At 63.2% G+C, this 22,556-nt stretch carries 20 protein-coding genes and 1 tRNA gene; 12 read left to right on the forward strand and 9 right to left on the reverse strand.

The features are described 5' to 3' along the window. Positions 1-227 precede the first annotated feature (227 nt). From C2H86_RS02280 to C2H86_RS02290, 3 genes are read left to right on the forward strand one after another with little or no spacing between them, the layout of a single operon-like run. Complete coding sequence (locus tag C2H86_RS02280; RefSeq protein ID WP_159411269.1) at positions 228-1,727, forward strand: sensor domain-containing diguanylate cyclase; 1,500 nt, start codon at positions 228-230, stop codon at positions 1,725-1,727. A gap of 56 nt (positions 1,728-1,783) precedes the next feature. Next, complete coding sequence (locus C2H86_RS02285; protein ID WP_159411270.1) at positions 1,784-3,028, forward strand: MFS transporter; 1,245 nt, start codon at positions 1,784-1,786, stop codon at positions 3,026-3,028. A gap of 6 nt (positions 3,029-3,034) precedes the next feature. Further along, positions 3,035-4,288 carry an arsenic transporter gene (locus C2H86_RS02290; protein WP_159411271.1) on the forward strand — a complete coding sequence of 418 codons (1,254 nt, stop codon included), beginning with the start codon at positions 3,035-3,037 and terminating at the stop codon, positions 4,286-4,288. Positions 4,289-4,418: 130 nt separating this feature from the next. On the opposite strand, the gene C2H86_RS02295 is transcribed toward C2H86_RS02290, so the two are convergent. The 9 genes from C2H86_RS02295 to C2H86_RS02335 form a co-directional block, all read right to left on the reverse strand. Then, a complete protein-coding gene (locus C2H86_RS02295) occupies positions 4,419-4,682 on the reverse strand; it encodes a DUF3077 domain-containing protein (protein WP_159411272.1) in 264 nt (87 codons plus the stop codon). 155 nt (positions 4,683-4,837) lie between these two features. Continuing rightward, positions 4,838-5,080, reverse strand: coding sequence for a hypothetical protein (locus C2H86_RS02300; protein ID WP_110639487.1), 243 nt, complete (start codon positions 5,078-5,080; stop codon positions 4,838-4,840). A 399-nt stretch (positions 5,081-5,479) separates the two neighbouring features. After that, on the reverse strand, positions 5,480-6,253 hold the full coding sequence (locus C2H86_RS02305; protein WP_159411273.1) for a Fic/DOC family protein: 774 nt from the start codon (positions 6,251-6,253) through the stop codon (positions 5,480-5,482). After that, positions 6,250-6,513 (reverse strand): hypothetical protein, encoded by a 264-nt coding sequence (locus C2H86_RS02310; protein ID WP_159411274.1) that lies wholly within the window; start codon positions 6,511-6,513, stop codon positions 6,250-6,252. The genes C2H86_RS02305 and C2H86_RS02310 overlap by 4 nt, the downstream gene beginning before the upstream one ends. A gap of 151 nt (positions 6,514-6,664) precedes the next feature. Beyond that, positions 6,665-6,740 (reverse strand) — tRNA-Gly (locus C2H86_RS02315). Positions 6,741-6,803: 63 nt separating this feature from the next. Further along, positions 6,804-7,364, reverse strand: a complete 561-nt coding sequence (gene pgsA, locus C2H86_RS02320; RefSeq protein ID WP_028626065.1) for a CDP-diacylglycerol--glycerol-3-phosphate 3-phosphatidyltransferase — start codon at positions 7,362-7,364, stop codon at positions 6,804-6,806. 33 nt (positions 7,365-7,397) lie between these two features. Further along, positions 7,398-9,221 carry an excinuclease ABC subunit UvrC gene (gene uvrC / locus C2H86_RS02325; protein WP_159411275.1) on the reverse strand — a complete coding sequence of 608 codons (1,824 nt, stop codon included), beginning with the start codon at positions 9,219-9,221 and terminating at the stop codon, positions 7,398-7,400. A 6-nt stretch (positions 9,222-9,227) separates the two neighbouring features. Next, positions 9,228-9,866 carry a response regulator transcription factor GacA gene (gene gacA, locus C2H86_RS02330; RefSeq protein WP_054884910.1) on the reverse strand — a complete coding sequence of 213 codons (639 nt, stop codon included), beginning with the start codon at positions 9,864-9,866 and terminating at the stop codon, positions 9,228-9,230. 78 nt (positions 9,867-9,944) lie between these two features. After that, positions 9,945-10,319: a helix-turn-helix domain-containing protein gene (locus tag C2H86_RS02335; RefSeq protein WP_159411276.1), complete on the reverse strand. Its 375-nt coding sequence runs from the start codon at positions 10,317-10,319 to the stop codon at positions 9,945-9,947. A 525-nt stretch (positions 10,320-10,844) separates the two neighbouring features. Between C2H86_RS02335 and C2H86_RS02340 the strand changes: the two genes are divergently transcribed. The 9 genes from C2H86_RS02340 (at position 10,845) to C2H86_RS02380 (ending at position 22,511) form a co-directional block, all read left to right on the forward strand. Beyond that, positions 10,845-12,152: a nucleotide sugar dehydrogenase gene (locus tag C2H86_RS02340; protein ID WP_159411277.1), complete on the forward strand. Its 1,308-nt coding sequence runs from the start codon at positions 10,845-10,847 to the stop codon at positions 12,150-12,152. A 91-nt stretch (positions 12,153-12,243) separates the two neighbouring features. Beyond that, entirely contained in the window at positions 12,244-13,773 is a 1,530-nt protein-coding gene (locus C2H86_RS02345) for a glycosyltransferase (protein WP_205524592.1), read from the forward strand. Positions 13,774-13,789: 16 nt separating this feature from the next. After that, positions 13,790-14,953, forward strand: coding sequence for a PilZ domain-containing protein (locus tag C2H86_RS02350; protein WP_159411278.1), 1,164 nt, complete (start codon positions 13,790-13,792; stop codon positions 14,951-14,953). Between the two features lie 21 nt (positions 14,954-14,974). Further along, positions 14,975-16,426: a tetratricopeptide repeat protein gene (locus tag C2H86_RS02355; RefSeq protein ID WP_159411279.1), complete on the forward strand. Its 1,452-nt coding sequence runs from the start codon at positions 14,975-14,977 to the stop codon at positions 16,424-16,426. Next, positions 16,423-17,877 carry an ion channel protein AlgE gene (locus C2H86_RS02360; RefSeq protein WP_159411280.1) on the forward strand — a complete coding sequence of 485 codons (1,455 nt, stop codon included), beginning with the start codon at positions 16,423-16,425 and terminating at the stop codon, positions 17,875-17,877. The genes C2H86_RS02355 and C2H86_RS02360 overlap by 4 nt, the downstream gene beginning before the upstream one ends. A gap of 14 nt (positions 17,878-17,891) precedes the next feature. After that, positions 17,892-19,319, forward strand: a complete 1,428-nt coding sequence (locus tag C2H86_RS02365; protein WP_159411281.1) for an MBOAT family O-acyltransferase — start codon at positions 17,892-17,894, stop codon at positions 19,317-19,319. A 9-nt stretch (positions 19,320-19,328) separates the two neighbouring features. Then, complete coding sequence (locus C2H86_RS02370) at positions 19,329-20,423, forward strand: alginate O-acetyltransferase (protein ID WP_159411282.1); 1,095 nt, start codon at positions 19,329-19,331, stop codon at positions 20,421-20,423. An 18-nt stretch (positions 20,424-20,441) separates the two neighbouring features. Beyond that, positions 20,442-21,071 (forward strand): alginate O-acetyltransferase AlgF, encoded by a 630-nt coding sequence (locus C2H86_RS02375; RefSeq protein ID WP_159411283.1) that lies wholly within the window; start codon positions 20,442-20,444, stop codon positions 21,069-21,071. Positions 21,072-21,098: 27 nt separating this feature from the next. Beyond that, on the forward strand, positions 21,099-22,511 hold the full coding sequence (locus tag C2H86_RS02380; protein ID WP_159411284.1) for an alginate O-acetyltransferase AlgX-related protein: 1,413 nt from the start codon (positions 21,099-21,101) through the stop codon (positions 22,509-22,511). The last annotated feature ends 45 nt before the right edge of the window (positions 22,512-22,556 follow it).

Here is a 22,556-nt window from a genome sequence, read left to right on the forward strand (position 1 = left end):
CCCTGTTTTTAAGACGTTACTATAGTCTCAATCTGCCATGTTGCTATGGCGCCAGTGATCATGCCTACGGATGGCGCCACCCTGCTCGGCATGGCCCGGCGTTACGGTAGTTACTGCGCTTTCAGTTAGCGCCTTGTATGCTTGCCAACAGCCAGGAATGGCTATATGCCATGGCTTTCATCGATTGATCGCCAGCGTCGGAATTCGGATTTCCATCAGGTACCACCGTGAAGCGTGACATTCAACTCGTCGTTCTGCTGCTATCGGTCATTGGTTGCTCCCTCGCTTCGCTGACGCTCTGGAAAGTCATGGCTTCCCGCGAACGCGCCCTTGCAGAAGTCGACATCCATGGCCTGAACCTGACCCAAGCCCTGTCCACCTACTCCGAGGGGATTGTCCGGCAAAGCTCCATGATCCTGCTCGGGCTGGTCGAACGCCTTGAAACCGAAGGCAGCGGGCCACGGCAGATCGAACGCCTCAGCCAGCTTGTCAGCAGGCAGCAACCGCTGATGCCGCAGTTGAGCGGGATCACCGTGTACGACAGGGACGGGCGCTGGCTGATGTCGTCCAACCGCCCCATCCCGGCCGGTGCCAATAGCAGCGACCGGGCGTACTTCATCCACCACCGTGACGACCCTTCCCGCGAGCCCTTCATAGGGCTGCCCATACGCAGCCGCGCCAATCAAGAATGGGTCATCACCATCAGCCGCCGCTTCGACGACGCCACCGGGCAATTCGCAGGCGTGGTGGCCGTGACCTTGGGCGTGGAGAACTTCCTGCGCCTGTTCGGCCAGATCGACCTCGGCCACGACGGGGCCATCGGGCTGTCCTACACCGATGGCTCGCTGCTGGTGCGTTACCCGTTTCGCGAGCAGGACATGGGGCGCAATTTTTCCAGCTCGCCCATTTATGCCAAGTACCTGATCGACAAGTCGGTGGGTACCGCTTCGTTCACGTCAAGCCTGGATGGCGTCGAACGCCTGTATGCGTTTCGCAAGAGCGACCAGCTTCCTCTGGTGACCACTGTCGCCCTGGGCAAGCGTGAGGCACTGGCGGCCTGGCAGCTGGAAGCGCAACTGTCGGCGCTGGTGGTGAGCGGCCTGCTGCTGCTGACCGGCAGTATCGGCTGGCTGTTGATCGGCGCCATGCGTCGTCGCAGCCTGGCAGAAGGTGAACTGCGGGTGACCCAGCAGCAACTGCTCGACAGCAACCAGCAACTGGAGCGCCTGGCCATGCACGATGCGCTGACCGGGCTAGCCAACCGGCGCCGCTTCAACGAAACCCTTGCCCAGGAGGTCGGCAGGGCCAGGCGTAGTGGCAGGCCCCTGGCGCTGCTGATGATCGACATCGATCACTTCAAGCGTTACAACGACAGCCACGGCCACCTGGCCGGTGACGCCTGCCTGCAGCAAGTGGCCCAGCGCCTGGCGGCCTGCACGCGCCGGCCACCCGACTTGCTGGCGCGCTACGGCGGCGAGGAGCTGGCGGCGATCCTGCCGGATACCGACTGCGCAGGCGCGGCCAGGGTCGCCCAGGCGATGCTCGACTGCCTGGCCCTGGAACCTCTTGCCCACGCTGACAGTCCTTTTCAACAGGTGACCGTGAGCATCGGCGTCGCCAGTGCCCGTGGCTGCGACCTGGACAACAGCGAGGCGCTGCTGGCACGCGCCGACCAAGCGTTGTACGTCGCCAAGGCAGCGGGGCGCAACCGCCTGCATATCGGCTGAAAACGACGCAGGGCAACCGCCCACCGCGCCCCCCATGGCTTTTCGAGACTGCACGCTTGGAACCTTCAAGGCCACTCGCTTCGCAACACCGCGCCCTGGACTGGCTGAACTTCTTTCTTGCCGACGTCCGCGATGGCCTTGGGCCCTACTTGGCCATCTACCTGCTCGCCGTACACCAATGGCAGCCGGCAAGCATCGGCCTTGTCATGAGCCTGGCAGGCATCGCGGCGCTGCTGGCGCAAACGCCGGCCGGGGCATTGATCGACCGGACCACGGCCAAGCGCGCGGTGGTAGTGATCGCCGCCGTGCTGGTCACTGGCAGCTGCCTGCTGCTGCCGTGGATTTCATCGTTCACCGGTGTGGCCTTGACCCAGACTGTCGGTGCCCTGGCTGGCTCGGTGTTTGCCCCTGCGATCGCCGCCATCTCGCTGGGCATCACCGGCCCCAAGGCCTTCACTGCCCGCGTGGGCCGCAACGAGACCTACAACCATGCCGGCAATGCCTGCTCGGCAATGCTGGCCGGCGGCCTGGCCTACCTGTTCGGCCCCGTGGTGGTGTTCTACCTGATGGCGGTGATGACTGGGGCAAGCATCGTGGCCGCAAGCCTGGTACCGGCAGCGGCGATCGACCACCAGCTGGCACGCGGGCTGGCACAGGGCCCCGCCACCGACGAGCACCCCGCCGGGTTCAAATTGCTGCTGCACAACCGTACCCTGCTGGTGTTCGCAGTGTGCTGCGCGCTGTTCCACCTGGCCAATGCGGCGATGTTGCCGCTGGTGAGCCAGAAGCTTTCGCAGGTGAACCTGCAGCTGGCCACCCCCCTCACCTCAGCCTGTATCGTTGCCGCGCAACTGGTGATGGTACCGATGGCACTGCTGGTGGGGGCCAAGGCCGAAGACTGGGGACGCAAACCCTTCCTGCTGGCGGGTTTTCTCATCCTGCCGCTGCGGGGGGCACTTTATGTGCTCAGCGACAACCCGTTCTGGCTGGTCGCGGTGCAGCTGCTCGACGGCATCGGCGCAGGCATTTTCGGCGCGCTGTTCCCGATTGTGGTCAAGGACCTGACCGAAGGCACCGGCCGCTTCAATGTCAGCCTCGGTGCATTGACGGCAGTCTTCGGCCTGGGCGCCGCACTCAGCCCTGGCATTGCCGGGCTGGTGGTGCAGGCAGCCGGTTACAACGCGGCATTCCTGACCTTGGCCGTGATTGCCGGTGCCGCTTTCACGCTGGTGCTGGTGGCGCTGCCCGAGACCCATCCAGGCGCCTCACCCTCGCCCTCCTCTGCACCTTCCGGAAACTGACCCAGCATGCCCTTGAGCGACAACGCATCGATCATCTGGACGGTGGCCGCCTTGACCACCTGCGGCGTCATCCTGCGCCCCTGGCGCATACCCGAATACGTCTGGGCCATGGGCGGCGCGTTGCTGTTGGCCGGTCTGGGGCTGATCACTCCTGGCAACGCGCTGGCCGCCGCTGCCAAAGGCAGTGACGTCTACCTGTTTCTGATCGGCATGATGGTGCTGGCCGAGCTGGCTCGCCAGGAAGGCCTGTTCGACTGGCTGGCCCGTTATGCGGTGCACCATGCGCGGGGCTCCGGGCAACGGCTGTTCGACCTGGTGTTTTTGGTGGGCACGCTGGTTACCGTGTTCCTGTCCAACGACGCCACGGCAGTGGTGTTGACCCCGGCGGTGTATGCCGCGTGCAAGGCCGCCAGAGCGGAACCGTTGCCGTACCTGTTCATCTGTGCCTTCATCGCCAACGCCGCCAGTTTCGTGTTGCCGATCTCCAACCCGGCCAACCTGGTGGTGTTCGGCAGCCAGATGCCACCGCTGCTGGACTGGCTGAGGCAGTTCAGCCTGCCGTCGCTGGCGGCGATTGCCCTCACCTACCTGACGCTGCGCCTGGCCCAGCGCCGGCAGATCCGCCAGCCGCTGGCCTTGACCGTGGATACCCAGCCACTGACCGCAGGCGCACGGCTGAGTGCAGTGGGCATCGGCTTTACCGCAGCCTTGTTGCTGGGCGCGTCGGCACTGGACCGGGCGCTGGGCCTGCCGACCTTCTGCGCCGGTGTGGCGACCACGGCATTGGTTCACCTGCGCCAGCGGCGCAGCCCGATGCCGGTGTTGCGCCATGTAGCCTGGGGCGTCCTGCCACTGGTGGCGGGTTTGTTCGTACTGGTCGAAGCGGTCGCTCAAACCGGCGTGATCGTGCGCCTTGCCCAAGCGCTGGCAACGCTGGCCGAGGATTCGCCCGGCGCCGCCAGCTGGGTTGCGGGAGTGGGTGTCGCCATTGCCAGTAACCTGATGAACAACTTGCCGACCGGGCTGATAGCCGGGTCCATGGGTTCGCTGGTGCAATTGCCGCAACAGGCGACCGCTGCGCTGCTGATCGGCGTAGACCTGGGGCCGAACCTGTCGATAACGGGATCACTGGCGACCCTGCTGTGGCTGGTGGCAATCCGTCGCGAAGGCGAGCATGTCAGTGCCTGGCAATTCTTGCGTCTGGGTCTGCTGGTGATGCCTCCAGCCCTGGTGGCTGCGCTGCTGGTGCTGTGGGTGTGAATCAGCATGTCTGCCTTGATTCAGTGGTGAGGCATAAATCGAGCGCCGCCCGCGCTGCGCTCGGTCTCATGGGCGCTGAGGGTGTGGTGGCATGCACCTGCGGCCCTGACGCACCCTCAACCCCGGCCCATCAATGCCTCATGCCCAACTCGGCATCATCCATCAGCGCCTTGGCCATCGCGCTCAGGTAATGCGAGGCCCAGATCATCATCGGTTTTTCGTCCATCAGGCCGAGGATGGTCAGCTCCCGCACATAGCCCATGAGTTCCGAGGCCTGTTCGCGGGCATCCTGGCAGGGAATGCCGGGTTCGATGCGGAACAGCGGGTGGGTCTGGTTTTCACCTTGGAAGAAGGTGGTCTTGCCGACGGTGCATTGGGTGTTGTCTGTGGTCATTGTTCAATCTCCCTGAAATTACATTGCCTGGCCGGGCCCTTTCGCGGGACAAGCCCGCTCCCACAGGTCAGCGCACAGCCTAAGGTCGTCGCTGTACTCGTGGGAGCGGGCTTGCCCCGCGAAGAGGCCAGACCAGCCAGCACATCACCTGAGCCTTAGTGCAAGGTCCGAGGCCCAGTGGGCATCTGCACCTGGATCAACGCGGATTCGAGCAAAGCCCGCAGCGCCTCCAACTCATGCATCGAGGTCATCATCAGGATCGACGCCGGTGATTTGGGCTGCAGCAGCAACGCCTGATGCACCACTGTCGTCGCGCACAGCGCATAGTCGGTGGCCTGGATCAGGGTGTCTTCGAGGGAATGAATATCGTGGGGTGGATCGGGGACAATCTTGAGCATGTGCGTACCTCTGTCGATGAGGCCGACACCTATCGCTGTCAAACAATTGGGTGGCAGCTGTGCATGGGTTGACAGACCGGTCGACAGAGATACCTAACCCGGCGCACACGAAGGTGCCCCACGCACAGCCACCATAGAGGTAAGCCGTACTTCACTGTCGAAAGCGGCCTGTCAAAGCCGTGTCGTTGAATGCAACGACAGGCCGAGACTAGAGCGCTGCGAGCTCAGCCGCAATGGAAAACAGAGGGCAACAGTATCTTTGGGAAATGGACTACAAGGAAGGGAAAAAATCTGAATTTTTGTAGTAACCAGAAACGTAAAAGTCCCCGAGGGCCTTCATCTTTGCCTTACCGATATACTTCGAGAAGGCCAATCAGCAGCGGGAAACGACACTCGAACTCAAGGCTCAAATTCAGCTTTCGGCTCCTCGGTCGCAGAGGCCTGTGCAGCTGTACGATAGGTCTTGTAGATCTGCTGAACTTCTGGATCATCGAGGCTTTCGTATGTAATCCCCTCTTTATCCAATCCATCCAGCCCTTTGATACCACTGATGACCCCAGGCCACTCTTCCCGGCTGCAAATGTCGATCACAAACGGCTGCAGATAGCGGTCAAGATGCCCGGTCGAGGGCTCGCGAATTTCGTCACTGAGGGCGCGCAGATACAGATCCTTCTGCGTCTTTGACCAATCGACGGCGAAACCTGCTCGGAACGAGAGCTCCATGAACACCAGCAAGATGGTGCGCCCATTACCGTCCAGGAACGGGTGAGCAAATGCCAGTTGCCCCATGACCTCGCCAGGGCGGTCCCGAAAGCGTTCACGATTGCAGGCCAATTGGAGCGCATAATCCACAGCCAGCCTGATCTGTGCAGGATGCTCAAATATCGTAGTGCCGGGATCACCATGCACGCCCTTGAAGACGGCCAGATGCGGCACTAGTTCATTCCGGTCCTTGCCCGCCCAGTGGTAAAAGTCTGAAAAGAGAATTTCATGGACCTTGAGAACAGCGCCATAGTCGATCAACGGCTCATTCTCGAGAAACGCAAGCGCGTCTTCGATACTCGCTTCGAATGACAAATGCTCCGATTCTTTGACTTCGACAGGGTCTTTCAATTGCAGGGCATTCTGCAGATAACCTGCCACCTCGAAATCTCCGAACGGATCGAAGCTCATGCGCGGACCGGTTTCCGGGTACGCCGTTTTTCGGCGAGATAGCGCCCCTGCAGTGCCATGATCTCAACCTTGCTGAGCACGCCTTTTCTTTTAAGGTTCACCAGCAACTGTTCGATAACGTCCAGGTTGATGATATCGCCAGCCAGACGACTGATAGTCACAGCCATACCACTCACCCCGTCACGCTCTGCGGTAACGTTATGCATTTTGGCAAGCTTTCGTACCTCAGTGGCGACGCTGATATCAGAAGATCGGGTCATCTCAAGTCTCCATTCCTGACCAAATCTTAGCATGGTGTCGGTCAAGCAGACAGGCGTGCCCGCGGAGTGAAAGAGGCATATGACAGAAACGAAAAAAGGCCCCGAAGGGCCTTCTTTCTTGCCTTACCGAAATACTTCGTTAAGGCCAATTTGGAGCGGGAAACGAGACTCGAACTCGCGACCCCGACCTTGGCAAGGTCGTGCTCTACCAACTGAGCTATTCCCGCGTCGTGATGGGTGCCATTCTAGCGATATCTGAAACGGCGTCAACCCCTTGATTCAAAAAAGTTTTATTTTTGCTCTGAGCCTTCACGCAGGTGCGGCCAGGCGGCTACCAGGTAGTGCACCATCGACCACAGGGTCAGGGCCGCCGCCACCAGCAGCAGGCCATAGCCCAATACCACCCAGAAGCTCACCACCGGCGGGTTGGCCAGCAGGATCACCAGCGCCAGCATCTGCGCCGCAGTCTTCCACTTGCCGAGGTTGGACACCGCCACATGCGCACGTGCCCCCAATTCGGCCATCCACTCGCGCAGCGCCGAAACGACGATTTCACGGCCGATGATCACCGCCGCCGGCAGGGTCAGCCAGAAGTTGGCGTGCACCTGCACCAGCAGTACCAGGGCCACGGCCACCATCAGCTTGTCGGCCACCGGGTCGAGGAAGGCGCCGAACGGGGTGCTCTGCTGCAGGCGACGCGCCAGGTAGCCGTCCAGCCAGTCGGTGGCGGCGGCGATGGCGAACACCGTGCTGGCAGCCATGTAGCTCCAGTGATAGGGCACATAGAACAGCAGGATGAAGATCGGGATGAGCAGGACGCGTAGAACGGTGAGCAGGTTTGGAATATTCATCGGTACGACTGGCTGCGGGTTGAGCCCGGCATTCTACTCGCTATGCAGGCTGGCATAAATCGACTCGGCAAGCTTTTTACTGATGCCGGGGGCTTTGGCGATCTCATCGATACTGGCGCGGTTGAGCTCCTGCAGCCCGCCGAAGTGTTTCAGCAAGTCGCGACGGCGCTTGGGCCCTACCCCGGCGACGTCTTCTAGGCTCGAGGTACGGCGGGCCTTGCCGCGCCGGGCACGGTGGCCGGTGATGGCAAAACGGTGGGCTTCGTCGCGGATCTGCTGGATCAGGTGCAGCGCCGGGTTGTCGCCCTTGAGGGTGAACTCGTGGGCCACGTCATTGAGGTACAAGGTCTCGAAACCGGCCTTGCGGGTCACGCCCTTGGCCACGCCGAGCAGGGTCAGGTCGGTGAAGGCCAGTTCCTGCATCACTTCGCGGGCCATGTTCAGCTGGCCCTTGCCGCCGTCCACCAGCAGCACGTCGGGCAATTTGCCCTCGCCATCCTTGATCCGCCCATAGCGGCGGGTCAGGGCCTGGTGCATGGCGGCATAGTCGTCGCCACCGGTAACGCCTTCGATGTTGAAGCGGCGGTAATCCGACTTGATCGGGCCCTCCGGGCCGAACACCACGCAGCTGGCCACCGTGGCTTCGCCGCTGGAGTGGCTGATGTCATAGCATTCCAGGCGCTGCGGTACTTCATCCAGACCGAGCACTTCGGCCAGGGCCTCGAAGCGCGCGGCCATGTGCTGGCGGTTGGCCAGGCGGGCATTGAGCGCCTGCTCGGCGTTGGTCACCGCCAGTTGCTGCCAGCGCGCACGGGTGCCGCGCACGCGGTGGCTGATGGTCAGCTCGCGACCGCGCAGGCTCTGTACGGCTTCGGTGATGGCCTCGAAGTCTTCGTGCACCACGTTGACGATCAGCTCGCCAGGCAGCTCGCGCTCGGCATTGCCCAGGTAGTACTGCGACAGGAACGCGGCCATGACTTCGGCCACCTCCTCCTCGATGCCCACCTGCGGGAAGAAGTTCTTGCTGCCCAGCACCCGGCCGCCGCGCACGCTGATCAGGTGCACACAGGCACCGCCCGGGTTGACGAAGGCGGCCACCACATCGACATCGCCTGAGCCGCCTTCGATGTACTGCTGGTCCTGGACCCGGCGCAACAAGGCAATCTGGTCGCGCAGTTCAGCGGCCTTCTCGAAGTTGAGGGCCATGGCCGCCTTTTCCATTTCCTCGTTGAGCTCGTTGCCCAACTGCTGGCTGCGACCCTCAAGGAACATCACCGAGTGACGCACGTCCTCGGCATATTCCTCGGGGGTGACCAGGTTGGTGCACGGCCCTTTGCAGCGCTTGATCTGGTATTGCAGGCACGGGCGGGTGCGGTTGGCGAAGTAGCTGTCTTCGCACTGGCGCACGGAAAAGGCTTTCTGCAGCAGGCTGAGGCTCTCGCGAATGGCACCCGCACTGGGGTATGGGCCGAAATAGCGCCCCTTGGCTTTCTTCGCCCCACGGTGAATGCCCAGACGCGGGAATTCGCCGTCCGACAGGAACACGTACGGATAGGACTTATCGTCGCGCAACAGAATGTTGTACGGCGGGCGCCACTGCTTGATCAGGTTCTGCTCGAGCAGCAGCGCCTCGGTCTCGTTGGCGGTGATGGTGGTTTCGACCTGGGCGATGCGCCCCACCAGCGCGGCGGTTTTCGGCGCCAGGCCGGTCTTGCGGAAATAGCTGGCCAGGCGCTTCTTGAGGTTCTTGGCCTTGCCCACATAGAGCAGCCGCGCCTCGGCGTCGAACATTCTGTAAACGCCCGGGCGACCACTGCAGGTCGCCAGGAATGCGCTGGCATCAAAGACTTGTGACATGAAGGTTTACAGGCTTGCGTCAACCATACCGTGGCGAACGGCCAGCAAGGTCAGTTCGACGTCGCTGGTGACCGAGAGTTTTTCGAAGATCCGATAACGGTAAGTATTGACGGTCTTGGGCGACAGGCACAACTTGTCGGAGATGATCTGCACTTTCTGGCAGCCGACGATCATCAGGGCGATCTGGATTTCCCGTTCCGACAGCGCATCGAACGGCGACGCTTGCGGCTGGAACGACTTGAGCGCCAGCTGCTGGGCGATTTGCGGGCTGATATAGCGCTGGCCGGCAAATGCCAGGCGAATCGCCTGGACCATTTCGTCCAGCCCTGCGCCCTTGGTCAGGTAACCGGCGGCGCCAGCCTGCATCAGGCGGGTGGGGAACGGGTCTTCTTCACACACGGTAACCGCCACCACCTTGATGTCAGGGTGACTGCGCAACAGCTTGCGGGTGGCTTCCAGGCCGCCGATCCCAGGCATCTTGACGTCCATCAGCACGACGTCAGGCTTCAGTTCCCGGGCGAGCTTCAGCGCCGACTCGCCCGAATCCGCCTCACCTACCACCTGCAGGCCGTCGATATCAGCCAGCATGCGGGTAATACCGGTTCGAACCAGATCGTGATCGTCGACCACTAGGACCCTAATCAAGCAGACACCTCGTCAACAGGGCGATTGGATCCCGCCACCTTAACAAAATTTTTCATAGCGGACCTAGCGTAAAACTTCCTACAGAAACGTCTGACGCTCATGACGCGGTTGCCGTGCCAGTTCACTGCTGCTGCCCTCACCCACCAGACGCCCCAACAAGTGCCACAAAGCCGCCTTGTCGGCCGCCGGCAAACGCCGAAACGCGCCCAGCAGACCGCATTCATCGGCCGTCAGGCTTTCCAGCGGTGCTGGCGTGCGCTCACCGCTGAGCACATACAGCGCATCCACGCCTCGGATCGCCAACGCCGCCAGGTAGTCCGCCCGCGGCGTACGCTCACCACTTTCGTACTTGCCCTGAGCGTTGGGCTCGACGCCACCGATATCACCGAATACCCGCTGGGTCATGCCCAGCCGCTCACGCTCTTCCCGCAGACGTGGACCGAGTCCTTTCATATGACGTTTCTCCTGGTTCCTTTGCCGTCATGGGTGCCGCTCACAATCCTGTAAGCAGTTGCAGACTGTGCAGTCACTATGCCCATCGCCGGCCAGGGTCGCAAGCCAGTATTGCGCCACCACTCAGCCCTGCGAGGCCCTGATTTAGAGGGATTTGATACGTCCGGCGGTGCACGCCAGACCATGCATCGCGAGGAAGAAACCGCAAAGGCGCCACGCATTTGGCGTCACTTTACTGCCATCGGCAGCGTTATCATTTTTTTGACGCCCAACTAACAACAACTTTAACCTATTGATTTATAACGGTTTTTAAACTTTCACATGGAACTTGTAAGTTATTTTCAAACAAGCAGATATCAAGGCTTGCAATAAAAATATAAACGCCTTTAGGCTGTAAAAAGACAACTAAGAAACAGCCTGCAACGCCACTTCTGAGCGCGGCTTACTTCTGCGCGTCTGCCATTTCGACAACTTCATGAACGATGTATCTCGGCCGGCTTTGCCGTGCCCCAGGGAGAGGGATCTATGAACATCAGCATCTTTGGACTTGGCTATGTTGGCGCTGTCTGCGCAGGGTGCCTGTCGGCCCGCGGCCACAATGTGCTGGGGGTGGATATTTCCCCGGCGAAAATCGAACTGATCAACCAGGGCAAGTCACCCATCGTCGAGCCAGGCCTGGAGCAGCTGCTACAGGACGGCGTCAGCAAGGGCCGCCTGCGCGGCACCACCGATGTGCAGGCGGCGATCCTCGCCACTGACCTGTCGCTGCTGTGCGTCGGTACTCCGAGCAAGAAGAACGGCGACCTGGACCTGGTGTACATGGAAGCGGTCTGCCGGGAAATCGGCACCGCCCTGCGCGACAAGGGCAGCCGACACACAGTGGTGGTGCGCAGTACCGTGCTGCCAGGCACGGTGAAGAACGTGGTGGTGCCTATCCTCGAGCAGTACTCGGGCAAACAGGCCGGCGTCGACTTCGGCGTAGCGGTCAACCCGGAATTCCTGCGCGAAAGCACCGCGATCCAGGACTACGACTTCCCGGCCATGACCGTGATCGGTGAACTGGACAGCCAGTCGGGCGACCTGCTCGCGTCGCTGTACAGCGAACTCGACGCGCCGATCATCCGCAAGCCGATCGAAGTTGCCGAGATGATCAAGTACACCTGCAACGTGTGGCACGCGGCCAAGGTCACCTTCGCCAACGAGATCGGCAACATCGCCAAGGCTGCCGGCGTCGATGGCCGCGAGGTGATGGATGTGGTGTGCCAGGACCACAAGCTCAACCTGTCGCGCTACTACCTGCGCCCGGGCTTTGCCTTCGGCGGCTCGTGCCTGCCCAAGGACGTGCGCGCCCTTACCTACCGCGCCGCCAGCCTGGATGTGAAGGCGCCGCTGCTCGACTCGCTGATGGCCAGCAACGCCTCGCAGGTGCAGAACGCCTTCGACCTCATCGTGCGCCAGGACAAACGCAAGATCGCCCTGCTCGGCCTTGCCTTCAAGGCCGGCACCGACGACCTGCGCGAAAGCCCCCTGGTGGAACTGGCCGAACGCTTGATCGGCAAGGGGTACCAGCTGCACATCTTCGACGAGAACGTCGAATACGCCCGCGTGCACGGGGCTAACAAGGAGTACATCGAAGCGAAGATCCCGCATGTGTCGTCGCTGCTGCACAGCGACCTGCAGCAGGTGATCGATGACGCCGAAGTGATCGTCCTTGGCAACAACGACCCGCGCTTCACCGGCGCCCTGCAAGCCGGCCACGGCAAGCAGGTGATCGACCTGGTCGGCTTCATGCCCGGCCTGAGCGACAGCCGCACCCAAGGCATCTGCTGGTAACCGACCCGGCACCTACCGCGCTTCACCTGCCACAGGCTCACGCCTGGGCGGGATGGCGCGCGGGCACCGCAAAAACAGGAGTCAAGGCGACATGGATCGACAGCAACCACCCTTCGTGGCACCCGGCTACCTGCGCGCAGGCGCCAGCTTCTTCGGCTGGGCGTGCCTCGCCGGGCTGATCGCGCTGGCCTCGGAGATGGTCGCGCCGCAGTACCTGGACCCGAACCATCACCTGTTCATCTTCATCATCGGCACGCTGGGCATGTGGCGCTACGGCAACGCCATCGTCCACTACCTGCGCGGCATGTATTTCCTGCACTGGAAGTTCCCGCGCCTGCGCCGGCAAGTCGAGCGCCTGGGCGATGCCGCATTGCCCTCGCACATGTTCATGGTGGTGACCAGCTTCCGCATCCCCACCACGACCACCTTCAAGGTCTACCAGTCGGTATTCCAGGAAGTGCAACGGCTGAACGTGCCGTGCACGGTGATCGCCTCGATCGTCGAGAAAGGCGACGAGACCTTCATCAAGGAGATCATGCGCAACGAGGTCAAGGACCGTGACGACATCAAGCTGGTGATCGTTCGCGCCCGTGGCACCGGCAAGCGTGACGGCCTGGCCCATGCCTTCCGTGCGCTGTCGCGGCAGATGCCGCTGAATGACGCAGTGGTTGGCGTGGTGGACGGCGACACCATGATGCTGCCCGGTTGTGTCGAACGTGCGGTCAAGCTGTTTGCCGTGCTGCCGGACGTGGGCGGCCTGACTACCAACGAGTTCTGCGAAGTCGAGGGCAGTCGCTGGATGCGCCAGTGGCACTCGATGCGTTTCGTCCAGCGCCACATCAACATGTGCTCGATGGCCCTGTCGCACCGGGTACTGACCCTGACCGGGCGGCTGTCGTTCTTCCGCGCCGAAGTGATGACCGACCCCGAGTTCATCCGCGACGTCGAAGCCGACTTCCTCGAACACTGGCGCCTGGGCCGCTTCCAGTTCCTCACCGGTGACGACAAGTCGAGCTGGCTGAGCCTAATGCGCGCCGGCTGGAACACCTACTACGTGCCCGACAGCCACACCCTGACCGTCGAGCACCCACCCAGCGACAGCTTCTGGATCGCCACCCGCCAGCTGATGTTCCGCTGGTATGGCAATTCGCTGCGGCAGAACTTCCGCGCCACTGCCCTGCTCGGTCGCGCCCGCCTGGGGTTGTTCACCCTGTACGTGCTGCTCGACCAGCGTGTGTCGATGTGGACCTGCCTGATGGGGCTGACCGCCTCGGTGGTGGCCGGCCTGGTGTTCGGCATCCAGTACCTGCTGGTGTACCTGTTCTGGGTACTGATCTCGCGCAGCCTGGTGACGGTGCTGTTCGTCTTCGCCGGCCACCCGGTCAGCCCGATGTACCCCTTCGTTCTTTATTACAACCAGATCGTCGGTTCGCTGATGAAGGTCTACGCGATGTTCCACATGGACCAGCAAAGCTGGACGCGGCAGAAGACCACCCTGGCCACTGGCAGCGTCGACTTCGACGCTCGCCTCAACCGCTGGTCCTCGAAGGCGATGCTGTGCTCGTCGATCGCCATCTTCTTCGGGGTCATCACCGTTCTTTTACAACTCTCGCAACGTTAAGGAAAGGCGCCTGCACATGAGTACCACGAACATTCCCGCGGCCCCGGGCAAGACAGCGGCCAACATCGTCCACGAAGCGGTCGACGAGCGCCAGTACGTGCGCACCCGCATGAACGCACGGGTGCGCCTGGCCAGTGCCGGCCATGCCCCGTTCGAAGTGGCCCTGCAGGACATCTCCTTGGGTGGCCTGGGCCTGACCCATGACGCGCCGCTGAAAGTCGGCACGCTGTACGACGCCTCGATCCGCCTGCGCCTGAACCAGGTGGACCTGAACATCGACAGCAAGATCCGCATCGTCTCCCAGCGTGGCAGCGAAGTCGGCGCACAGTTCGTGGAGCTCGATGCGCAAAAGCGCGACATCCTGCGCTACCTGATCAGCGCCTACATGTCCGGCGAAATCGCTGACATCAATGGCCTGTTCAATGTCATGCAGCGTGAGAACTACATCAAGGAACGCAAGCACAAGTACGCCAGCGCACGCACCCCGGGCGCTCGCCTCAAGGCCTTGACCGGCACCTTGCTGTACACCGCCGCCGGCATCGCCGCGCTGGCCTTCGTCGGCTACAAGGGTTACCTGCTGTTCTTCCGCATCCCGGCGCTGCAGGCCCAGGTGGCGACCAACGCCCAGGTGATCAGCATGCCCGACAACGGCTATGTGAAGTACCTGCTGCCCGCCGGCACCACCGACGTGAAGGCCGGCCAGCCGCTGGCCAGCATCTCCACGCAGCTGGCCACCAGCTTCACCAGCCCGGCCGACATGAAGGCGGTTGCCGACCTGTCGCCTGGCGACCTGCAGACCCTGCTCGGCCGCGCCACCATCGAAACGGTGATCAACAGCCCGTGCGACTGCACGGTCTACTACCCGAGCCAGCGCCTTGACGGTTACGGCTACAAGGAAGCACCGCTGATGCACCTGCTGCCCAAGGACCAGGGCCTGTTCGTGCGCGCCAACGTGCCGTTCGACAAGCTCGCCGATGTCGACCGGGTGAAGTCGGTGGACATGCAGGTGTTCGGCCTCGACCAGCACTACAGCGGCAAAGTGGTCGACGCACGCGTCGACGAGGTCAACCGCAACCTGGCGCTGACCATCCAGCCCGACAGCCCGCTGCCGGCCGCGGCCTACCAGAAAGCGGTGGCGGTCGACCTGTTCATGGGCCTGCCGTTCGGCGCAGCGCACTAAACGGCCGAGGACGATGACGCCATGACCGCCAATATGCCTCCCCGCCTGCTGCTGGCCGGCCTGGCCCTGGCCTGTGCCACCACAGCCAGTGCCGGGCAGAGCCTGGAACAGATCCGCTACGCGCTGTACAAGGACCCGTCGGCCGAGGTCACCACCGACCTGCGCGAACTGGCTGCCCGTGGCGACCTGGCCAGTACCCTGCTGCTTGGCGATGTGCTGGCCGGCCGCGAAGACGCCAGCCGCGCGGAAGTGGTGGCGCTGTACCAGAAGGCGTTTGCCGACGGCCATGGCATGGTCCCGGCACTGGCTTCGCTAGCCCGCCTGATCGACCGCACCCCGAGCCTGCGCGAGGCGCAGCGCCCGTGGATGGCGCAGGCACTGACGCGCTACCCGGCCAACCTCGACCCGCGCAACACCAGCACCACGCTGGAAGTGTTCCTGACCTACCCGGAGCTGGTCGACAGCGCCCAGGCGGCCCAACTGCTGGCGCTGTACGAGCAGGCCTGCCTGCTCAACTGCCGCCCGGAGCTGTATCACGCCGTGCTCGCCGAGCGCCAGGGCGACCGCGCCAGCGCCGAGCGCTGGTACCGCCAGGCGGTGCGCGTGGACGTGCGCGCCCTGGACCGCTACTACGCCTTCCTCGGCGAGCAGCAGGACCGCCTGTTCCCGCCCTTCGCCGACCAGCTCGAACCTGAGCGCGAGCAGCTGCCGGTGGAGATCATTCACCGCGTCGCCGCGCTGCTCGACAGCATCACCAGCGTGCAGCGCGCCGAACAGGAAGCCGACCGCTACGAGAACCAGGCCAGCACGCCCGGCGCCGAGAAGCTGCCACCCACCCCGGAACAGCTGGCCCGCGAAAAAGCCCGGAGCGATGCGCTGAACCTGGCCACCGCCCGGGTCCAGCGCTGGCGCGATGTGGCTGTGGCTCGCGGCTTCGTGCCGGCCATGGTGTCCAAGGCCAACTATATGATCTCCAACCCCACCGAGCACAACGCCGAGGAAACCCAGGCGCTGATCGACCAGGTGCGCGAACGCGAGCCGACCCGGGCCAAGGCCCTGCAGGCGCAGTTCTACATGGTCAACAACTGGCTGACCCTGGACCCGGACAAGGCCCGCGCACTGATCGAGGAGCTGCGTGCCAGCGGCTACCCCGGTGCCGGCCTGCTGCTGGGCGAGTACTACAGCAAGGGCGTCGAGGACCAGCCCGACCAGGAGAAGGCCCTGGCGCTGTTCAAGGCCGAAGCCGACAAGGGCAACACCGCCGCCTGGTACCGCATGGCCACCCTGCACGCCTACGGCCGTGCCCTGTGCCACGACCCGGTCAAGGCCTACACCTACGCCCGCGTCGCCCTCGACCTGGGTGAACGCAGCGCGCGCAGCCTGATCAAGCGCCTGGAAAAGACCCTGCCAAAGGATGACATCGAGCGTGCCCTGGCCGCTCGCAACGGGCTGTTCAAGGAGGCCACCCTGTGAAAGCGCATCACCCCCTGTTCGGCGCCCTGCTGGCCCTGGCACCGCTGCCAGCGGCCTTCGCCGCAGAAGAAATCACCGGCCCCGAAGCCGACAGCAACGAACCGGTGCGTGTCGCCGCGCTGGATGGCAGCGAGCCGGTCATCACCTCGGAAGTGTTCAACAAGCTCACCGTGCAGACCGGCTACGGCCCCGAAGACTCCCAGGTCGGCAGCGACCGCGAGATGTTCTACAGCCTGCGTTACGAGCCATCGTTCGCCTGGTACTCGCCGGAAAAGCGCTGGGCCAAATGGATGGTCTATGGCCGCCTGTGGTTGAACTACGACTCCAGCCAGTCAAGCAACCTGACCAACGAAGCGTCCAACGCCAACGAACGCGAGCAGCCCGAAGGCTGGTACGCCGAACTGCGCGAGCTGTACGTCAAGCGCAACCTGATCGGTGACGACCCACGCTTCTCTGCCTCGTTTGGCCGCCAGCGCTTCTATGACGACTACGGCATCTGGTGGGACGACAGCCTCGAATCGCTGCGTTTCAATTACCAGGACACCTTCAGCGAGGCGTTCTTCGCCGTCGGCCAGAAGTTCCACAACTACAACACCGACGTCAACCGCCTGGCCGACAGCGAAGAGCGCACCACCTACCTGATGGGCCAGTACGCCTACCGCTGGAGCCAGAACAACCAGGTCGGTGTGCGCCTGATGCACGAAAACGACCACAGCGGCCACGACGCCGACGACCGCTACGACTTCAAGGGCATGCGCTACGGGCTGTTCTTCAAAGGCGACAACCTCGCCTACCCGGTGCTCAGCGACTACCACCTGGAACTGGCGGCGCTGGACGGCAAGATGGACAACACCGACGGCAACGGCGTCACCACCACCGGCCACAGCAGCAAGGGCTGGGCGGTGCTGGGCGAAGTCGGCAAGCGCTTCGACTACCTGGCGTGGACCCCGCGCGTGGCGCTGCGCGGCGGCCTGACTGACAAGCCCGGCGACGAGAACGACGGCTTCCGCCTGAACGCCATCCAGTCCGACCGCATCACCCGCACCGGCTCGTACAGCACCCGCCTGACCAGCTCGTTCGTCGCCCTCGACCTGCGCAACCTGAGCTACTACGGCTTTGCCGTGGAGACCCGCCCCACCCCGCGCAGCGCGCTGGACCTGCGGGTGACCCAGCTCGACCTGCGCGATGCCGACGGCACCCTGCCGATCCGCATGAACGGCGACCAACGTTCGGAGCGCAACCGCGCCATCACCCAGGGCACCAACGGCAACGGTCGCAATGTCGGGCAGATGATCGACCTCAACTACTACTGGAAGATGTTTCCGGTGGCTATCGATGGCAAGCACCTGGACGTCAACGCGCTGGTCAGCGCCAGTTACCTCAATGCCGGCAGTGCATTGGAAACCGGCGATGACTACCAGCTGAGCGTCGGCGTGGTGATCAGTTACTAAGGAAGGACCCTGCCATGATCTTCGCCTCCAATGTGTTCCTGTTCCTCTACCTGCCGCTGTTCCTGGCCGTGTATTTCCTGGCCAGGGCGCAGTGGCGCTCCACGGTGATCGTGGCGGCCAGTTACATCTTCTACGCCTGGTGGCGGCCGGACTTCCTGCTGCTGTTCGTCGGCATCACCTACTGGAACTACTGGTTCGGCCTGCGCATCAAGGCACGCCTGGATGCCGGCGACAAGCGCCTGGCCCTGCGCCTGCTGTGGATCGGCATCGCCGGCAACCTGTCGACCCTGGGTTACTTCAAGTACGCCAACTTCGGCGCCGAGGTGCTGGCCATGCTGCTGGCGCCGCTGGGCATCAATACCTGGACGCTGGAGAACATCTTCCTGCCGCTGGGCATTTCGTTCTACGTGTTCCATGCCCTGAGCTACATCGTCGACATCTACCGCAAGGACGCCACGCCAACGCGCAACTTCATCGACTTCGCCGCCTTCGTCGCGCTGTTCCCGCACCTGGTGGCCGGGCCGATCCTGCGCTACAGCCAGCTGGCGCCGCAGCTGCGCGAACGCACCCATTCGCTGGAGCTGTTCTCGCTGGGCGTGTGCCGCTTCATGCTCGGCTTCATCATGAAAGTGCTGATCGCCGACCGCCTGGCGCCGATCAACGTGCTGTTCGTCAGCGAAGGCACCCTGCAGTTCAGCGACGCCTGGTTCGGCCTGGTGATCTCGACCCTGCAGCTGTACTTCGACTTTGCCGGCTACAGCCACATGGCCCTGGGCCTGGCGCTGATGATGGGCTTCCGCTTCCCGGAAAACTTCAACCAGCCCTATGTCTCGCAGAGCATCACCGAGTTCTGGGCACGCTGGCACATGACCCTGGCGCACTTCCTGCGCGACTACGTGTACATGCCACTGGTGCGCAAGCGCGTGGCCGGTGCCCTGCCGGCGCTGATCTGGACCATGCTGCTGTCGGGCCTCTGGCACGGGGCGAGCTTCGCCTTCATCTGCTGGGGCCTGTTCTTCGGCGTGGGCATGGTGATCGAGCGCAAGTTCAACCTGGCGACCAAAGTCACCACGCCCTACCACCTGGGCCGCAACCTGCGCACCGGGGCACTGATCCTGCTGAGCATGCCGCTGTTCTTCACCATGGACCTGCGCCACAGCATCGACATCTACCAGGCGCTGTTCGGCCTCAACGGCTTCGGCTCGCTGGAACTGTACGTACTCGGCGCCTCGAAGATGGCCATGGCCTTTGCCCTGGTGGCGCTGGCCTGGCTGGTATTGGCCGGGATCAACAACGTGCGTTTCTACGCCGGCAACAAGGACGGCTACTTCATGCGCCATGTCGGCGCGCTGCACAGCGTGCTGCTGTGGGGCGGCTTCCTGCTGGCGCTGAGCAGCCTGGCGGCCAACTCGTTTTCGCCCTTCCTGTATTTCCAGTTCTAGGAGACGGCCATGTACCCGGTGATGAATTCGGCCAGCAAGGCCAATGGCATTCTGTTCGTGGTGGTGCTGGCGGCGATGTTCGTCTATTCGCTGCCACCCGTGTTCAGCTTTGCCCGTACCTCGACCGATACCTGGAACCTGTTCGTCGACGGCAAGCTGTTGCGCAAGTTCGAGCAGGCCTACGACAAGCGCTTCTTCCTGCGTGACCCGTCGGTTGAGCTATGGGCCGATGCCCAGTTCCACCTGTTCGGCGAAGGTACCAAGGGTGTGGTGCTGGGCAAGGACGGCTGGCTCTACACCAACCAGGAATACCGCGTGCCCAACGACCTTGAGGCCAACGTGGCGAGCCAGCTGGAGCAGATCGCCAAGGTCCGCACGCAGTTGGCCGAGCACGGCAAGCAACTGGTGATCCTGCCGTTGCCGATGAAGCTGGACGTGTACGCAACCCATGCCCAGCATGCCTTCGACCCACGGGTGACCAGCCTTTACGACCACTTCGTCGGCGAGTTGCAAAACCGCCAGCTGGACGTGGTGCCGCTGCGCGGGGCCTTCCTCGCCAACCTCGACGGCCCGCAACTGTTCCTCAAGTCCGACACCCACTGGAGCCCGGAAGGCGCGCGGCTGTCGGCCTACGAACTGGCGCGCCAGCGCCCGCAGCTGCTGGGTGACCAGGTGTACGTGTCGCGCAAGGCCGGCGAGAAGAGCGTCAAGGGCGACCTGATGAACTACATCCAGTTTGACCATGCGCGCCTGGCGCCACAGTTCGGCCCCAACCCGATTGCCCTGTACGAAACCCTGAAGGCCACGCAAGGCGTCGACGACCTGTTCGCCGAGGAAAACCAGAGCTTGCTGCTGGTCGGCACCAGCTACAGCAAGATCGACGACTGGAACTTCGTCGGCTTCCTCAAGGAGGCACTCAACCGCGACCTGCTGAGCATCGCCGTGGAGGCCCGTGGCCCGTTCGAGGCGATGAGCCAGTTCCTGGCCAGCGACCAGCTGGCCAACCCGCAGATAGATACCGTGGTCTGGGAATTCCCCCTGCGCACCCTGCTCGCCCACCGCCCCGGCTCGCTCAGCCGCAGCGCTGCGCCCCAGCATTTCTGACGCTTCAAGGAGAGCCTGATGAAACTTACCCAACTGTTCACCGCCATCGCCCTGGCCGCTGCCAGCCATGCCGCCTTGGCCGCCGAAGGCAACGCCGACCTGTACGATGCCGTGGCCCCGGCCGACTCGGCGTTCGTCCGCGTGCTGAACCTGTCCGACAGCAACATAGACGTGACCCTCAGCGGCAAGGTCAACCCGCAGCGGGTTGCCGCCGGTCAGCTCAGCGGCTACCGCTTCACCCCTGCCGGCCCGCACAAGATTGCCGTCGGCGGCAAGTCGATCGAGCCGCAGCTCAAGGCCAATGCCGCCAGCACCGTGGTCTACGACGGCAAGCAGCTGAAACTGATCAGCGACAAGTACGTCAACGAGCCGAAAAAGGCGCAGATCGCCTTCTACAACCTGAGCGCCAACCAGGCCACGCTGAAGACCTCCGATGGCAAGCACGATGTGGTCGAGGCCATTGGCAACGGCGAGACCGGCACGCGCATGGTCAACGAGATCAAGATCGACTTCGCCGCCTACCAGCAGGACACCAAGGTCGCCAGCTTCGACGAGCAGTTCCTCAAGAAGGGCCGCTCGTACAGCTACGTGCTGCTGCCGGGCAACCGCAGCATGACCCTGGCCAACAGCATCGACCCGACCGAATGACGAATGCCCTGCAAGGATGAATGGCACATGAAGACCCTTGTACCTTTTGGCCTGAGCGCTGCCCTGGCCTTGCTCAGCCTGCCGGCCCTGGCCGCGCAGCCGGCCCCGGCTGCCCAGGTGGCCGGGCCTGGCTGCGAGAACCTGCAGTGCATGGTCTGCCCGGCCTTGAGCGACCCGCAACGCTATGCCGAAGGGCGCATGAAACTGATGCGCGAGATCGTGCCTGGCAAGGACCGCTGGCTGTTCCGCTCGGCCGTCGACCTGACCAATGACTTCGGCATCCCCGCGCCGATGCGCCCGGAGTTCGCCCGCCTGATGCAGGCGTTCGAGCGCCAGGGCATCCATGTGGCCATGGCGATCCAGCCGACTCGCGGGCTGATGCACCGCGACAAGCTGTTCGCCGACCAGCTGCATGGTTTCGACTACGCCCGCGCCAGCAACAGCCTCAGTGCCTACCTCGGCCAGTTGCGCCAGGGCGGCGCGGTGGTGGCGCCGATGATGCAGCTGGTGCAGCAGCCGCCGAAAGGCGAGTACTTCTTCCGCCGCGACCACCACTGGACGCCCACTGGCGCCGAGGCCACGGCGAAACTGATCGCCGAAGAGATCCGCCGCCAGCCGTTCTATGCCGGGCTGACCAAGAAGGCGTACCGCACCGAGCCGGGCGTGATGGTGCCCAAGGACGGCACCATGAACCTGGCGATGAGCAGCATCTGTGGCAACAACTATGGTTTCCAGTATGTGCGTGGCTACCAGACCATCCCCGTGGCTGCAGGCGCCGACGCGCTGTTCGACGAGGCACCGGACCCGGAAGTGATCCTGGTCGGCGACAGTAACGCCGCGGCCCGTGAGGACGAGAGCAAGCAGTTCAACTTCGATGGCTACCTGAAGCAGTACCTGAACGTCGACATCCTCAACTACGCCCTGCCTGGGGTCGGCGAGGATGGCTCGCTGCTGGAGTACCTGTTGTCCAGCGACTACAAGCCCAAGGCGCCGCCCAAGCTGATCGTCTGGGAGCTGCCGGCCAACTACCGGCTCGACTCGCCGCTGATGTATCGCCAATTGGTGCCGGCGGTTCAGGGTGGTTGCTCGGCAAGCCAGGAAGTGCTCGGCGCGAAATTGCAGCGCCCGGCGTTGCAGGTGGGTGAGCGCATCGAGCTGCTGAGCAATGCCGGCAGTGGTCGCCAGGCACTGTCGAAGGGGTTTCTCGACATTCGCCTGAGCGACAAGAACGTCAAGGACTTCTACATCATCGTCTATTACGACAACGGTGCGCGGGACAAGGTGTGGTTCCGCCGCGAAGCGGCGGTGACCGGTGGGCAGTATTACCTGGAGCTGAGCAAGGCACCGGAGTTTGCCGGGGCCAATTTGCTGTCGGTGTTCATGGAGCCCACCAAGGCCGGTACTGTGGCGACCGATGTGGAGACCCGGCTATGCCTGTGATACCGCTGTTCAGGGCTGATGCGGTCGGTGTGGGAGCTGGCTTGC

This window comes from Pseudomonas putida (genome assembly GCF_009883635.2).
Classification (GTDB): Bacteria; Pseudomonadota; Gammaproteobacteria; order Pseudomonadales; family Pseudomonadaceae; genus Aquipseudomonas; species Aquipseudomonas putida_W.

Bases quoted from the DNA above. Each gene is read 5' to 3' on its own strand.
- uvrC (WP_159411275.1), bottom strand. From the start codon at position 9,221: ATGTCACAAGTCTTTGATGCCAGCGCATTCCTGGCGACCTGCAGTGGT.
- C2H86_RS02375 (WP_159411283.1), top strand. From the start codon at position 20,442: ATGAAACTTACCCAACTGTTCACCGCCATCGCCCTGGCCGCTGCCAGC.
- C2H86_RS02370 (WP_159411282.1), top strand. From the start codon at position 19,329: ATGTACCCGGTGATGAATTCGGCCAGCAAGGCCAATGGCATTCTGTTC.
- C2H86_RS02345 (WP_205524592.1), top strand. From the start codon at position 12,244: ATGGATCGACAGCAACCACCCTTCGTGGCACCCGGCTACCTGCGCGCA.
- C2H86_RS02335 (WP_159411276.1), bottom strand. From the start codon at position 10,319: ATGAAAGGACTCGGTCCACGTCTGCGGGAAGAGCGTGAGCGGCTGGGC.
- C2H86_RS02295 (WP_159411272.1), bottom strand. From the start codon at position 4,682: ATGACCACAGACAACACCCAATGCACCGTCGGCAAGACCACCTTCTTC.
- C2H86_RS02350 (WP_159411278.1), top strand. From the start codon at position 13,790: ATGAGTACCACGAACATTCCCGCGGCCCCGGGCAAGACAGCGGCCAAC.
- C2H86_RS02290 (WP_159411271.1), top strand. From the start codon at position 3,035: ATGCCCTTGAGCGACAACGCATCGATCATCTGGACGGTGGCCGCCTTG.
- C2H86_RS02355 (WP_159411279.1), top strand. From the start codon at position 14,975: ATGACCGCCAATATGCCTCCCCGCCTGCTGCTGGCCGGCCTGGCCCTG.
- pgsA (WP_028626065.1), bottom strand. From the start codon at position 7,364: ATGAATATTCCAAACCTGCTCACCGTTCTACGCGTCCTGCTCATCCCG.
- C2H86_RS02300 (WP_110639487.1), bottom strand. From the start codon at position 5,080: ATGCTCAAGATTGTCCCCGATCCACCCCACGATATTCATTCCCTCGAA.
- C2H86_RS02310 (WP_159411274.1), bottom strand. From the start codon at position 6,513: ATGACCCGATCTTCTGATATCAGCGTCGCCACTGAGGTACGAAAGCTT.
- C2H86_RS02305 (WP_159411273.1), bottom strand. From the start codon at position 6,253: ATGAGCTTCGATCCGTTCGGAGATTTCGAGGTGGCAGGTTATCTGCAG.
- C2H86_RS02340 (WP_159411277.1), top strand. From the start codon at position 10,845: ATGAACATCAGCATCTTTGGACTTGGCTATGTTGGCGCTGTCTGCGCA.
- C2H86_RS02365 (WP_159411281.1), top strand. From the start codon at position 17,892: ATGATCTTCGCCTCCAATGTGTTCCTGTTCCTCTACCTGCCGCTGTTC.
- C2H86_RS02380 (WP_159411284.1), top strand. From the start codon at position 21,099: ATGAAGACCCTTGTACCTTTTGGCCTGAGCGCTGCCCTGGCCTTGCTC.